This is a genomic window from Mycobacterium sp. AT1, assembly GCF_002043095.1.
Lineage (GTDB): Bacteria > Actinomycetota > Actinomycetes > Mycobacteriales > Mycobacteriaceae > Mycobacterium.
On record NZ_MVOC01000044.1, the window covers coordinates 59,089 to 71,812 of the forward strand.

Sequence of the window (12,724 nt, forward strand, 5' to 3'; positions counted from 1 at the left end):
CTCTTCCTGGTTGCCGTGCAGACACCAACCGACCGAAAACCGAACTCGCCGGAGAACCGCACCACGGGGGCGGTTGCGGTTGCGACGAAGTCAGATAGTGCGCTCGCGGCGCCACCCTAGCTTCGGAATTGGTGGACCAACTCATGGCGACGCCCGATCAGCGACCGTGACGCAGGCTCGCGGCTGCCGCGCGCACCGCGTCGGTCACCGCGTCGACGACCGGGCTGTCGAGCTTCCAGCATTGCCAGAACAGCGGCACGTCGAGGTGCGCGTCGGCGATCCGGACGAACGTGCCGTCGGCCAACGACTCCGCCGCGGCGCGCTCCGGGTACATGGCCCACCCCAATCCGACCGTCGTCGCCGCCCGAAAGCCCTCCGAGGTTGGCACGTAGTGCACCGGTCGCGGCACGGACCGACGAAACAGCTTGCGAAGCAACGAATCCTGAAGTGCGTCGGCGTGATTCCACGCCAACGACGGCGCCGCAGCCATCGTCGCCGCGGTGACGCCGTCCCGGAGATACCGGTTGACGAAGTCGGGGCTGGCCACCGGGAGGTATCGCATGACCCCGAGCGGCTGCGTCCGGCAACCGGCCACCGCGGTGCGCTCGGTGGTGACCGCACCCATCACGGCACCCTCCCGCAACAACCGGGCCGACCGATCCTGGTCCTCGATCCGAACGTCGAACAACACGTTCGGCAGTGCGCCGAGCACGTCGGTGAACCACGTCGCCATCGAGTCGGCGTTGACCGCAAGCGCGACACGGGTGAGCCGATCGGCAAGTCCAGTCATCTCGGCGAGCGCTTCGGACTCCAGCAGCGCCGTCTGGGCCGCCAACCGCAGCAGCGGGATGCCGGCAGCCGTTGCCGTGCAGGGCTTCTCACGCCGTATCAACACCTGGCCGACGGCGTGTTCCAACGTCTTGATGCGCTGACTGACCGCCGAAGGCGTCACGTGCAGCCGTGACGCCGCAGCATCGAAGGAGCCCAGCTCGACGACGGCGGCGAAGGCCGCCAACTGCTGGGCATCCAGACTCACATTAGCGATTCTAATGGTTCACCAGAATGATTAGCTGTACTGCGTGAGACCCGGATCGTAGCGTCGGGGCATGCACTCACCACTGGTCGTCGGCTTTCTGGCGTCCTCCGCCCTGATCGCCGCCATCGGCGCCCAGAACGCCTTCGTCCTGCGCCAGGGCATCCGCCGCGAACACGTCCTGCCGGTGGTCGCCCTGTGCACCCTGTCCGACGCCGTCCTGATCGTCGCGGGAATCGCCGGTGTCGGCGCGCTGATCGCCACTCACCCTGGCGCACTGAACGTGGTCAAGTTCGGCGGCGCCGCCTTCCTCGTCGGATACGGCCTGCTGGCCGCCAGGCGCGCGTGGAAGCCCAAGTCCCTGACGCCGTCGGACGCCGCGCCCGCGCGACTGGCCGGGGTCCTCCTGACGTGCGCCGCACTGACGTTTCTCAACCCGCACGTCTACCTCGACACCGTCGTCCTGCTCGGGGCCCTCGCCAACGAACAACGAGAGGGACGCTGGCTGTTCGGCGTCGGCGCCGTGACCGCCAGCGCGGTCTGGTTCGTCTGCCTCGGCTTCGGGGCCCGCCGGCTGTCCGGACTGTTTGCCAAGCCGTCCACCTGGCGGGTGCTCGACTGCGTCATCGCCGCGACCATGATCGGCCTCGGGGTGCTGCTCGCGACCCGCTAGGGCTGGGTGACGACCCCAAACAGACCGCCGGGGAAGCAGATGACGTCGTTGCACCACGTGCCGTAGGAACCGAGCCCGGGTTGGACCGGCGGCGGGGCGTCCGTGCCACGGATGTCACCCTGGGCGCAGACCACCGTGCCACTGGAGTCGTTGCACCCGGCGACGGCCGCCGGCGCCCCGACGAGTGCGGCCGCGGCCATGCCGAACGTCGCGACGGCCACGGCCCAGCGCAGGTGTATTCGCATGATCACTCCCAAGGTGCCCCACAAGCATGCACCCGCACGAGACATCATGGTGAACATGACCCCAAAGAAGTCGGTCTTCATCACCGGCGCGGCCGCGGGCATCGGCCGCGCGACCGCATTGAACTTCGCGAAGAACGGCTACGTCGTCGGCGCCTACGACCTCGACGAGGTGGGCCTGAAGACGCTGTCCAAGGAGATCGAGGACCTCGGCGCCACGGCGGTGACCGGTCACCTCGACGTCACCGACGCCGACGAGATGGCCCAGCGGGTCGGCGAATTCGCCTCCGCCGCAGGCAACCGCCTCGACGTGATGATCAACAACGCGGGCATCCTCATCGCGGGGCGCTTCGAGGAGATCGCCGTCACGGCGCATCACAAGGAGATCGACGTCAACACCAAGGGCGTGGTGAACGGTCTGCATGCGGCGTTCCCGTTCCTGCGGGCCACGCCGGGGGCGGTGGTGGTGAACCTGGCGTCGGCGTCGGCGATCTACGGTCAGGCCGAACTCGCGAACTACAGCGCCACCAAATTCTTCGTGCGCGCCATGACCGAGGCCCTCGACCTGGAATGGAAGCGCTACGGCATCCGGGTGATCGCGATGTGGCCGCTCTACGTCCAGACCGCGATGACCGCCGACGTCAGGACTGGCACCACCGACTCGCTCGGCATCCGGCTCACCGCGCAGGACATCGCCGACGACATCGTCGCCGCCGTCAACCCGTCCTTCGCGCGACGGCTGATCCACCAGGTCCACTTCCCCGTCGGATCGCAGGCCAAGACCCTGGCGGTGGGCGCCCGGTTCTCACCGGCGTGGCTGACTCGCCTGGTCAACAAGCGCCTCGCCCACAGCTGACGCCTGAGCACTGCCCCACCCCGATCCCGGATTCCGCTCGCGCACAACGGAAGCGCTCACCCTCTCGGGATAGTCAGCTCTTCTTGCTTGGGATCACGATCACGACGATGAGAGTGATGATGCTGAAGAAGAGTCCGAGGATTCCCCAGCCAATCGCGCTGCGCCCCTTGGTTCCTGCGATCACCGCGCAGATGACGGCGGCGATGATGCTGCCGATCGCCACGAAGATGCCCTTGATGCCGCGAAGGATGAACCCTGCCGCCTCGACGTTGTCCGAAGCGAGTAGTACGACGTTGTTCAGCATTGCCGGTGCCTCCGCGATGAGCCGTTGTCCGGCGTCGTTCGCCGGCCTCACCGGGTACCCCCGTCACCGCACCTGAATCAGGCTGCGGGCCACCCCCAGGAACCTGCCAGCGCAACGCCACGAATTCGTTCCGACGTCGACCGTCGTTCGCCGCAGCGTCGCCCACGCCCTGTGAACTGACGAGCGTCCGATCACCGCGCCGGAAGGACCCACCCATGTCAGAGAACGACGCCACGATCACCGCCACCGTCACCGTCACCGCCCCGAGGCCCACCAGGGCGCTCGTCATCCGCCACGTGCTGGAACGGCAACTCGGAGCTGGCCACGGCCTCGGCACCGAGCTGGTGAGCGCCTCCACCGAACTCTCTGCCTCGATGGCGCACGCACCGGCGGCCGTCGTCGACGAAATTCGCAGCGGCGCAACGCTGCCCGCCGCACTGGCCAACACCGGCGCAGAGGTGCGTCACGTCGCCGCCAGCACCGGCACCCGGATGCGGTCCGCCATCGGCGAGTACGTCGGAAACCAGGCCACCCTTCCGAACGCCGTCGTCGTCGGCGCCGCCGACGTCGCCGAGACCATGCTGCGGGCACAGGGAACGGTGGCCGCCACGGCCGTCGACAACGCCTTTACCCTCGCCACGACCGCCGTCCGCGGTGGCGACGTCACCGACGCGCTGAGCCAGGGCCGACGCGAGATCGCCGACCGAACGCGCGCCGCTCGCGCCGACGTCGTCGGCGCGTGGGACCGTGCCGCCGACGAGATCCGCGGCGCCGTCACCGACTACGACGAGTACCTCGAGGCCCTGTCCGCCGACGACTGACCCGAGTGTTGGGCAACCCCTACGCCGGACGGCAAGTTACGCTCGCCGCGTGCCACCACCATGGTCCCGACGGACTTTCCTGGCAATGACCGCCGGCCTCGCCCTCACTGCCGTGGCCTGCGGGTCCGACAAGCCGGGCACGGTCGCCGGCGACGGTTCCGTCACCGTCACCCACGCCTTCGGCGAGACCAAGATTCCGTCGGCACCCAAACGGGTCGTCAGCGCCGGACTCACCGAGCAGGACGATCTGCTCGCGCTCGGGGTCGTCCCGATCGCCGTCACCGACTGGTTCGGAGGCGAACCGTTCGGCACGTGGCCGTGGGCCCTGCCGAAACTCGGTACCGCCCAACCGGTCGTGCTCAACCTCGTCGACGGCATCTCGGTCGACCAGATCGCCGCACTCAAACCAGATCTCATCGTCGCCACCAACGCGGGCCTGGATGCGGACACCTACGCCAAGCTGTCCGCGATCGCGCCGACCATCGCCCAATCCGGCCAGCACGCTTTCTTCGAACCTTGGAAGGACCAGGCGAGCGCCATCGGCCAGGCGGTGTTCAAGTTCGACGAGATGACCAAGCTCGTCGACGCCATCGACGCCAGGTTCACCGACGTCGGCAAGAACAACACGACGTTCAGCGGCAAGAAGGTCGTCGTGGTCAGCGCGACGGCCTTCCAAGATCAATACGACGTCACCCCGCCCGGGTGGCGCACCGAGTTCCTGACCCAGATGGGCTTCGCGATCCCGGACGAGGTCAACGCCTTCGTAGAGAACGACCGGGCTCAGGTTCCGCGCGACAAGTTGGCCTCGGTTCTCGACGCCGCCGACGTCGTGGTGTGGAAGACGGAGAGCGACGACGAGCAGGCTGCGCTCGTCGCCGACCCGGTGTTCACCGCGCTGAAGTCGACGCTCGCCAAGCGCAACGTCTTCACCGGCAAGGAACTCGCCGGCGCACTCGCCTTCTCCTCGGTGCTCTCGTACCCGGTGGTGGCCGATCGGTTACCGCCGATGATCTCGAAGGTGCTGACCTGACAAGATGACCGGGTGACAACGCCCGAAACATCAGAGCAGCGCCCAGGATTCGCACAGGTAGGGTCCGCCTACTATCCGGTTCTCGTCGCCGTGTTCACCGCACTGGTCATCATCTCCAACGTGACGGCCACCAAGGGCGTGGCATTCGGCCCGATCCTGACCGACGGCGGCTTCATCGTCTTCCCCCTGACCTACGTGATCGGCGACGTGCTGAGTGAGGTGTACGGATTCAAGGCGGCCCGGCGCGCGATCGTCCTCGGCTTCTCGATGAACGTCTTGGCCGCGGCGGCGTTCTGGGTGACCATCTACCTGCCCGCCGCCGACTTCTACGAGAATCAGGCCGCTCTCGAGAACGTCGTGCACGCCTACACCCAGCTGATCGTCGCCGGGCTCGCCGGCTTCCTCGTCGGGCAGACCATCAACGCCTGGGTCGTCGTCGCGATCAAGGAACGCACCAAGGAGAAGCACCTCTGGGCGCGGCTGGTCGGGTCGACGTTCGCCGGCCAGCTCGGTGACACGTTGGTGTTCTGCAGCATCGCCGCGGGCGCGATCGGCATCACCAGCTTCCGGGACTTCGCCGTATACACCGCGCTGGGATGGATCTACAAGACCGCCGTCGAGGTGGTCCTGCTGCCCATCACCTACCGCGTGATCGCGGTCATCAAGCGCCGGGAGCCGACCTACCAACCCGCGGTCTAGCCTGGGAACCGGCATGATTCACGACTACGGAGACCGGGCGCTGCTGCTCGACCTCGACGGCACGGCCGACGTGCTGGCGTGGTGCGACGCGGTGCGCGAGGCCGATCTCCCCGGTGTCGTCGACGTCGTCCCTGCCGCCCGCACGGTACTGCTGGTGCTCGCCGGGCCCCGGTATCAAGCGGCGACCAGGGTCCACCTCGCCCGCCTGCACGTGGAACGATCCGAGATCACCCCTGCCGACCGTCGCACCGACGTCACGATCGACGTCGTCTACGACGGTGCGGACCTCGACGAGGTGGCGCGTCTCACCGGACTCTCGCCCGACGACGTCGTCGCGGCCCACACGGCCGCGCCGATGCGCGTCGGCTTCGGCGGATTCTCCCCCGGCTTCGCCTACCTGGTCGGCGGTGACGAGCGACTGCACGTTCCGCGCCGCGCCGCGCCTCGCACCAAGGTTCCCGGCGGATCCGTCGGGCTGGCAGGCGAATTCAGCGGCGTCTACCCACGGGAGACTCCCGGTGGCTGGCAGCTGATCGGCCACACCGACGCGGTGTTGTGGGACGTCGACCGAGACCCTCCCGCCCTTCTGATACCCGGCACCTGGGTCCAGTTCCGGGCCGTTCGATGACGACACTCGAGATCCTGGCCACCGGCCCGCTGGCCCTGCTCGAAGACTTGGGCAGGCCGGGCCTCGCACACCTCGGCGTCACCCGCTCCGGCGCCGCCGACAGGCACTCCCACGCCCTGTCGAACAGGCTGGTGGCCAACCCGCCCGACCGCGCCACGATCGAGATCACCTTCGGCGGGTTCTCCGCCCGCGTCCGCGGCGGTGACGTAGCGATCGCCGTGACGGGGGCCGACGCTGACCCGTCGGTGGACGGACTTCCCTTCGGCACCAACAGCATTCACTACGTGCGCGACGGGCAGACGATATCGCTCGGGACGCCGCGCTCCGGGCTTCGGAGCTACCTGGCGGTCCGCGGCGGCGTCGACGCCGAGCCCGTCCTCGGTTCCCGCAGCCACGACGTGTTGTCGGCGATCGGCCCTCGGCCGTTGCGACCCGGTGACGTCCTGCCGATCGGCCCACACGCCGCGGACTTCCCCGAACTCGACCAGGCGCCCGTCGCGCCCATCACCGGGGACGTCCTCGACCTCGTCGTGGTGCCAGGCCCGCGCGACGACTGGTTCGCCGATCCCGACGCACTGGTGCGCACCGACTGGGTGGCGTCCGAGCGCAGTGATCGCGTCGGGATGAGGCTGACGGGTCGCCCGCTCGACGCCCGCTTCCCAGACCGGCAACTTCCCAGCGAGGGCGCCACCCGCGGCGCAATCCAGGTGCCGCCCAACGGCTTACCCGTCATCCTCGGACCCGACCACCCCGTGACCGGCGGATACCCGGTGATCGGCGTCGTCGTCGACCACGACGTCGACCGGGTGGCTCAGGCCCGTCCGGGTCAGCACGTCCGACTGCACTGGTCCCGCCCGCGCGGTTGACGGCCCTGGTAGGAACGAGGTGTGCTCCACACCGCGCGCCTCGTCCACACGTCCGATCTCGACGGCGAGACCCGTGAGGACGCCCGGCGGATGCTCGTCGACGCCTTCGCCGACAGCGAGGTCGACTTCACCGACACCGACTGGGAGCACGCCCTCGGCGGCATGCATGCCCTGATCTGCGTGCGCGGAGCGTTGATCGCGCACGGCGCGGTGGTGCAACGCCGGCTGATCCACCGGGGCGTCGCGCTGCGCTGCGGCTACCTCGAAGCCGTCGCCGTGCGCGAGGACTGGCGTGGCCAAGGCCTGGCGATGGCCGTGATGGACGGCCTCGAACAAGTGCTGCGCGGCGCCTATGAGCTGGGCGCGCTGAGCGCGTCGGAGGCGGGCAGGCACATCTACGCCACCCGAGGGTGGCAGCCGTGGGAGGGTATGACGTCGGTGCTGACGCCGTCCGGAGTGGTCGCGACCCCCGACGACGACGAATCCGTCTTCGTCTTTCCCGTGACCGCCGACCTCGACACGACGGGCGAAATCACGTGCGACTTTCGCGACGGCGACGTGTGGTGACCAGCGAATTCACATCTCACCGATGGCGCCCGGCCGTGGTGAGCCGATGTTCACGGCCGAGTCATGGTCACGCTACCGCGACATGCGTCGGCAACGGCCACGAAACCAAACGGCAACACGGGATGCCTTGACTGGTGCCATGCCCGAACCAGATTGGGCACCTCTGACCGGATTCCGGGTGGCGGTGACCTCAGCCCGACGTGCCGACGAGCTGAGCACGCTGCTGCGTCGCCGCGGAGCGACCGTCACCAGCGCCGCCGCCATCGAGATGGTGCCGCTGCCCGACGACGACGAACTGCACGTGCACACCGAGGCGTTGATCGCCGCGCCCCCCGACCTCGTCGTCGCGACGACGGGCATCGGGCTGCGGGGCTGGATCGCCGCCGCCGACGGCTGGGGACTGGCCGCGGACCTGACCGCCGCGTTGAGCAAGGCGCGCATCGTGTCGAGGGGCCCCAAGGCCACCGGCGCGCTGCGGGCAGCCGGGCTGCCCGAGGAGTGGTCGCCGGAATCGGAGTCCTCCCGCGAAGTCATGCAGTACCTGCGCGAAGGCGGCATCGAGGGGCTGCGCGTCGCCGTCCAGCTCCACGGCGCCACCGCCGACTGGGACCCGTTCCCCGAATTCCTCGACGAACTGCGGGCCGCGGGGGCCGAGGTCGTGCCGATCCGCGTGTACCGCTGGCACCCCGTCCCACGCGACGGCGCCTTTGACACGCTCGTCGCCGGCGTCGCCGAGCACAAGTTCGACGCGGTCAGCTTCACCTCGGCACCCGCCGTGGCCGCGATGCTGATGAGAGCCACCGAGATGGGCGTCGACGCCAAGATGCTCGCGGCGCTGCGGACCGACGTACACGCGATGTGCGTCGGCCCGGTGACGGCGCGCCCCCTGGTGCGACTCGGGGTCCCGACGTCGGCGCCGGAACGGATGCGACTGGGTGCCCTCGCCCGGCACATCACCGACGAATTGCCGCTGCTGCAGTCGCGGACCGTCACGGTGGCGGGCCACGTCCTGGAGATCCGCGGCACGTGCGTGATGGTCGACGGCGTCGTCAAGGAACTCCCTCCGGCGGGCATGGCCACCATCCGCGCGCTGGCCCATCGGCCGGGACAGGTGGTGTCGCGCGGCGACCTCCTCAACGCACTGCCCGGTGGCGGCACCGACACCCACGCCGTCGAGACCGCGGTGCTTCGACTGCGAACGGCATTGGGCGACAAGAACATCGTTGCGACGGTGGTGAAGCGCGGCTACCGCCTCGCCGTCGACGACGCGGCGGGTGACGCGTGAACCCGCTGCTCGTCGCCCACGGCACCCGCAAGGCCGACGGGGTGGCGATGATCGCCGACCTGGCCGACCGGGTGGGACGTCAGCTGGGTCAGCGGGTGCGTACCGCGTTCGTCGACGTGCTGGGTCCAACGCCCGCCGAGGTCTTGGCGGAGCTTCCCGACGAGCCCGCCGTCGTGGTGCCGGCCTTCCTCGCGAGCGGCTACCACGTGCGCGTCGACGTTCCGGCATTCGTCACGGCCAGCGGGCATCCCGACGTGACGGTCACCGACGCACTCGGACCGTCGGCCGACATCGTCCGCGTGGTGGTCGACCGTCTCGTCGAATCCGGCTGGAAGCCAACCGATTCCGTGATATTGGCGGCAGCGGGTACCTCTGACGACCGGGCGAAGCGCGACCTCCGCGTCACGGCAACGCTGCTGTCGGCCGCCATCGGCGCACGCGTCGAGCTCGCGTACGCCGCCACCGGCGAGCCGCGCGTCGCCGACGCCGTGGCAACCATGCGCTCGCAGGGTGCGCGCCGAGTCGTCGTGGCGTCGTACCTGCTCGCCGACGGGCTCTTCCAGGACCGGCTGCACCAGTCCGGCGCCGACGTGGTGACCGCGCCGCTGGTCACCCATCCCGGCGTGACACGGTTGATCGCCCGCCGGTTCCGCCGGGCGCGGCTGCCGATCTCAGCCTGAGTACCTCGCCGAGACTACGGTTGTTGACGTAGATCGCGCTCGTCACGTCATCTTCTGCAGTCTCGGCGGCTAGGAACCGATTTCGACCCGACCGCCGTCGACGATCCTGGTCCGGTACACCGGCAGGGACACCTCGGGGTCGTCGAGGCACGTGCCGTCGTCGAATGCGAACGCCTGCTTCTTGATCGGCGACTGCACGCACGCTCGGCCGGCACGGTCTCCGACGATGCCCCGCGACATCACCGCAGCACCCGAGAACGGGTCGACGTTACCGATCGCCCACAGCGATCCGTCGTCGAGCCGAAACAGTGCGACCTGCACCCCGTCGGGCAGCAGCACGCCCACCCCGCGGCCCGGCAGCAGCCGGTCGTATTCGCAAGCCCGCGTCCAGATCTGGACGTCTCTGACATCGTCTAGCAGTGTCACGCGTGTTCTCCTCTGCGAACCTTCGGCATACCAAGTCCCGTCGTGCTTCCCGCCGGTACCTTGCGGCCCGAGCGCTCGGTGAATTCAATGGTCGGATCGGCGACGTCGGGGGCGTTGACGAACGACACGAACCGCGACAGCTTGTCGGGATCGTCCAGCACGCCCTTCCATTCGCAGGCGTAGCCGTCCACGTGCCTGGCCACCGCGGCCTCGAAGTCCGCGGCCAACCCGAGCGAGTCGTTGCACACCACGTCCCGCAGATGGTCAAGGCCGCCGTCGAGGCTCTCCACCCACGGGGCGGTGCGCTGGAGCCGGTCCGCGGTGCGCAAGTAGAACATCAGGAAGCGGTCGATGTAGCGGACCAGCGTCTCGTCGTCGAGGTCACCGGCCAGCAGCTGCGCGTGTTTCGGTGTGGCACCGCCATTTCCGCCGACGTAGAGATTCCAACCCGTCTCGGTGGCGATGACGCCGACGTCCTTGCCGCGCGCCTCTGCACATTCGCGCGCGCAGCCGGACACACCCATCTTGATCTTGTGCGGCGCCCGCAGTCCGCGGTAGCGCAGCTCGAGGTCGATGGCCATCTGCACCGAATCCTGCTGGCCGTACCGGCACCAGTCACTGCCCACGCAACTCTTCACCGTGCGCAGCGACTTGCCATATGCCTGACCGGATTCCATGCCACCGTCGACCAGACGGCGCCAGATCTCGGGCAGCTGGTCGACCGACGCACCGAACATGTCGATCCGCTGACCACCGGTGATCTTGGTGTAAAGGCCGAAGTCGCGGGCGATCTCACCGATGAGGATCAGCTGCTCGGGGGTGATGTCACCGCCGGGCACCCGGGGCACCACGGAGTAACTGCCGTTCTTCTGGATGTTGGCCAGGAAGTGGTCGTTCGAGTCCTGCAGCGAAGCCTCTTCGCCGTCGAGGATGTGCCCAGAGCTGGTCGACGCCAAGATCGACGCGACGACGGGTTTGCAGATGTCACAACCACGGCCGGCGCCGTACCGAGCGATCAGACCCGAGAACGTCCGGATGCCCGACGCCGAGACGATCTCGAAGAGCTCGGCCCGGGACTGGGTGAAGTGCTCGCACAACGCCTTCGACTGTTGAACGCCTTGCGCCTCGAGGAGTTGCTTGAGCAGCGGGATGCACGAGCCGCACGACGTGCCCGCCTTGGTACAGCTCTTCAAGGCGGACACATCCGTGCAGCCGTCGGCGATCGCGTCGGTGAGATCACCCTTGCTGACGTTGTTGCACGAACAAATCTGAGCGGCGGCGGGTAGTGCACCGACACCCAATCCCGAGTCGCCCGAATCGGATCCGCGCGGTGCGATGATCGCGAGCGGGTCACCGGGCAGCTGCTCGCCGACCATGGGCCGGAGCACGCCGTAGGCCGCGACGTCACCGACCAGAATGCCACCGAGGAGCGTGGCGGCGTCGTCGGACAGCACGAGCTTGGCATAGGTCTGGTTGACGGCGTCGTTGACCACCACCTCGAGGCAGTCCGGCGTGACACCCATGGCGTCGCCGAAGCTCGCCACGTCCACACCGAGCAACTTGAGCTTCGTCGACATGTCGGCTTCACCGAATTCGGCTGCGCCACCGAGCAATCGGTCGGCGACGACCTCGGCGCTGGTGTACCCGGGGCCCACCAACCCGTAGCAGCGACCGTCGATCGCGGCGACCTCGCCGATCGCGTACACGTGCGGGTCGGCCGTCACACAGCTGGAATCGGTGAGCACTCCGCCACGCTCGGCGACCGGAAGCCCGGCGGCGCGACCCAACTCGTCACGCGGGCGCACGCCAGCCGCGAAGATCACCAGGCCCGCGTCGATCACCGATCCGTCGCCGAGGGTGACGCGCAGCCCGTCATCACGACTCTCGATCGCGTCGGTGCCGACGTCGACGTGCACCACGATGCCGAGTTCACCGACCATCCGGTTCAGCAACGCGCCGCCCGCCTCGTCGAGCTGCTGGGCCATCAGCCGCGGCGAGCGCTCGACGACGTGCGGGGTCATGCCGAACTGTCGCAACGCATTTGCGGCTTCCAGGCCAAGCAGACCGCCGCCGATCACCACACCCGCCGCGCCCTCACCCGCGCGAACGGCATCCGCCCGGATCTCGTCGAGATCGTCGAGGGTGCGGTAGACGTGGCAGTGAGGAAGGTCGTGCCCCGGCACCGGCGGTACGAACGCCGACGATCCGGTGGCGAGCACCAACGCGTCGTAGGAGATGCGGCGGCCGAGAACGGTCGTCACGTACCTCCCTGCGGTGTCGACCCGCGTCACGCGGTCCCGCAGGATCAGCTCGACGCGGTCGTCACCGGCATAGTCGTTGCCGGGCAACGCCAACCGATTGCGGTCCCAGTGCTCGGTGTAACCGGTCAGACCGACGCGGTCGTAGGCGGCGTCGCGTTCTTCGGCGAGGACCGTCACCCACCAGACGTCGTCACCGTCGCGCGAGCGCAACGCCTCCACGAACCGGTGACCTACCATGCCGTGCCCGACGACGACGACACGCTTCTGCGAACCCATGGCGCCACGCTATGGAGCCGACGTTGCCATCATGTCGCGTCGCGTGAAGCGCCCGTCACGGTGTGCTCACCCGCACT

At 68.7% G+C, this 12,724-nt stretch carries 15 protein-coding genes; 10 read left to right on the forward strand and 5 right to left on the reverse strand.

The window, feature by feature from the left end; genetic code table 11:
- Positions 1 to 157: 157 nt before the first annotated feature.
- Positions 158 to 1,036, reverse strand: a complete 879-nt coding sequence (locus B1790_RS20280; protein ID WP_079925046.1) for a LysR family transcriptional regulator ArgP — start codon at positions 1,034 to 1,036, stop codon at positions 158 to 160.
- Between the two features lie 70 nt (positions 1,037 to 1,106).
- Between B1790_RS20280 and lysE the strand changes: the two genes are divergently transcribed.
- On the forward strand, positions 1,107 to 1,706 hold the full coding sequence (gene lysE, locus B1790_RS20285) for an L-lysine exporter (protein ID WP_079925047.1): 600 nt from the start codon (positions 1,107 to 1,109) through the stop codon (positions 1,704 to 1,706).
- Here lysE and B1790_RS20290 read toward each other — a convergent pair.
- Complete coding sequence (locus tag B1790_RS20290) at positions 1,703 to 1,951, reverse strand: hypothetical protein (protein ID WP_142271415.1); 249 nt, start codon at positions 1,949 to 1,951, stop codon at positions 1,703 to 1,705. The two genes, lysE and B1790_RS20290, sit on opposite strands and share 4 nt — an antisense overlap.
- A gap of 55 nt (positions 1,952 to 2,006) precedes the next feature.
- Here B1790_RS20290 and B1790_RS20295 point away from each other — a divergent pair, with 55 nt between their 5' ends.
- Positions 2,007 to 2,804 carry an SDR family oxidoreductase gene (locus B1790_RS20295; protein WP_079925149.1) on the forward strand — a complete coding sequence of 266 codons (798 nt, stop codon included), beginning with the start codon at positions 2,007 to 2,009 and terminating at the stop codon, positions 2,802 to 2,804.
- 73 nt (positions 2,805 to 2,877) lie between these two features.
- Here B1790_RS20295 and B1790_RS20300 read toward each other — a convergent pair whose 3' ends face one another.
- The gene (locus B1790_RS20300) at positions 2,878 to 3,159 is read right to left on the reverse strand and encodes a deoxyribodipyrimidine photolyase (protein WP_233165230.1); all 282 of its coding nucleotides are present in this window, start codon (positions 3,157 to 3,159) and stop codon (positions 2,878 to 2,880) included.
- Positions 3,160 to 3,323: 164 nt separating this feature from the next.
- On the opposite strand from B1790_RS20300, the gene B1790_RS20305 reads away from it, so the two are divergent.
- From B1790_RS20305 to B1790_RS20340, 8 genes are all read left to right on the forward strand, one after another.
- The gene (locus B1790_RS20305; protein ID WP_079925050.1) at positions 3,324 to 3,929 is read left to right on the forward strand and encodes a hypothetical protein; all 606 of its coding nucleotides are present in this window, start codon (positions 3,324 to 3,326) and stop codon (positions 3,927 to 3,929) included.
- Positions 3,930 to 3,978: 49 nt separating this feature from the next.
- The gene (locus B1790_RS20310; protein WP_142271416.1) at positions 3,979 to 4,959 is read left to right on the forward strand and encodes an ABC transporter substrate-binding protein; all 981 of its coding nucleotides are present in this window, start codon (positions 3,979 to 3,981) and stop codon (positions 4,957 to 4,959) included.
- Between the two features lie 12 nt (positions 4,960 to 4,971).
- Entirely contained in the window at positions 4,972 to 5,658 is a 687-nt protein-coding gene (locus tag B1790_RS20315) for a queuosine precursor transporter (protein ID WP_079925052.1), read from the forward strand.
- A 13-nt stretch (positions 5,659 to 5,671) separates the two neighbouring features.
- Positions 5,672 to 6,286, forward strand: a complete 615-nt coding sequence (locus tag B1790_RS20320) for an allophanate hydrolase subunit 1 (protein WP_079925053.1) — start codon at positions 5,672 to 5,674, stop codon at positions 6,284 to 6,286.
- Positions 6,283 to 7,152: a biotin-dependent carboxyltransferase family protein gene (locus tag B1790_RS20325; protein ID WP_079925054.1), complete on the forward strand. Its 870-nt coding sequence runs from the start codon at positions 6,283 to 6,285 to the stop codon at positions 7,150 to 7,152. The genes B1790_RS20320 and B1790_RS20325 overlap by 4 nt, the downstream gene beginning before the upstream one ends.
- Positions 7,153 to 7,173: 21 nt before the next feature.
- Positions 7,174 to 7,719 carry a GNAT family N-acetyltransferase gene (locus B1790_RS20330; RefSeq protein ID WP_233165231.1) on the forward strand — a complete coding sequence of 182 codons (546 nt, stop codon included), beginning with the start codon at positions 7,174 to 7,176 and terminating at the stop codon, positions 7,717 to 7,719.
- 139 nt (positions 7,720 to 7,858) lie between these two features.
- Entirely contained in the window at positions 7,859 to 9,004 is a 1,146-nt protein-coding gene (locus tag B1790_RS20335; RefSeq protein WP_079925055.1) for a uroporphyrinogen-III synthase, read from the forward strand.
- The gene (locus tag B1790_RS20340) at positions 9,001 to 9,684 is read left to right on the forward strand and encodes a sirohydrochlorin chelatase (protein ID WP_079925056.1); all 684 of its coding nucleotides are present in this window, start codon (positions 9,001 to 9,003) and stop codon (positions 9,682 to 9,684) included. The genes B1790_RS20335 and B1790_RS20340 overlap by 4 nt, the downstream gene beginning before the upstream one ends.
- Positions 9,685 to 9,753: 69 nt before the next feature.
- Here B1790_RS20340 and nirD read toward each other — a convergent pair whose 3' ends face one another.
- Together nirD and nirB are read right to left on the reverse strand one after the other, a co-directional pair.
- Entirely contained in the window at positions 9,754 to 10,110 is a 357-nt protein-coding gene (gene nirD, locus B1790_RS20345; protein ID WP_079925057.1) for a nitrite reductase small subunit NirD, read from the reverse strand.
- Entirely contained in the window at positions 10,107 to 12,647 is a 2,541-nt protein-coding gene (gene nirB, locus B1790_RS20350; RefSeq protein ID WP_079925058.1) for a nitrite reductase large subunit NirB, read from the reverse strand. The genes nirD and nirB overlap by 4 nt, the downstream gene beginning before the upstream one ends.
- Positions 12,648 to 12,724 lie beyond the last annotated feature (77 nt).

Excerpts from the sequence above, each read along its gene's own strand:
- lysE (WP_079925047.1), top strand. The coding sequence starts at position 1,107 with ATGCACTCACCACTGGTCGTCGGCTTTCTGGCGTCCTCCGCCCTGATC.
- B1790_RS20290 (WP_142271415.1), bottom strand. The coding sequence starts at position 1,951 with ATGCGAATACACCTGCGCTGGGCCGTGGCCGTCGCGACGTTCGGCATG.
- B1790_RS20295 (WP_079925149.1), top strand. The coding sequence starts at position 2,007 with ATGACCCCAAAGAAGTCGGTCTTCATCACCGGCGCGGCCGCGGGCATC.
- B1790_RS20305 (WP_079925050.1), top strand. The coding sequence starts at position 3,324 with ATGTCAGAGAACGACGCCACGATCACCGCCACCGTCACCGTCACCGCC.
- B1790_RS20320 (WP_079925053.1), top strand. The coding sequence starts at position 5,672 with ATGATTCACGACTACGGAGACCGGGCGCTGCTGCTCGACCTCGACGGC.
- B1790_RS20325 (WP_079925054.1), top strand. The coding sequence starts at position 6,283 with ATGACGACACTCGAGATCCTGGCCACCGGCCCGCTGGCCCTGCTCGAA.
- B1790_RS20335 (WP_079925055.1), top strand. The coding sequence starts at position 7,859 with ATGCCCGAACCAGATTGGGCACCTCTGACCGGATTCCGGGTGGCGGTG.
- nirB (WP_079925058.1), bottom strand. The coding sequence starts at position 12,647 with ATGGGTTCGCAGAAGCGTGTCGTCGTCGTCGGGCACGGCATGGTAGGT.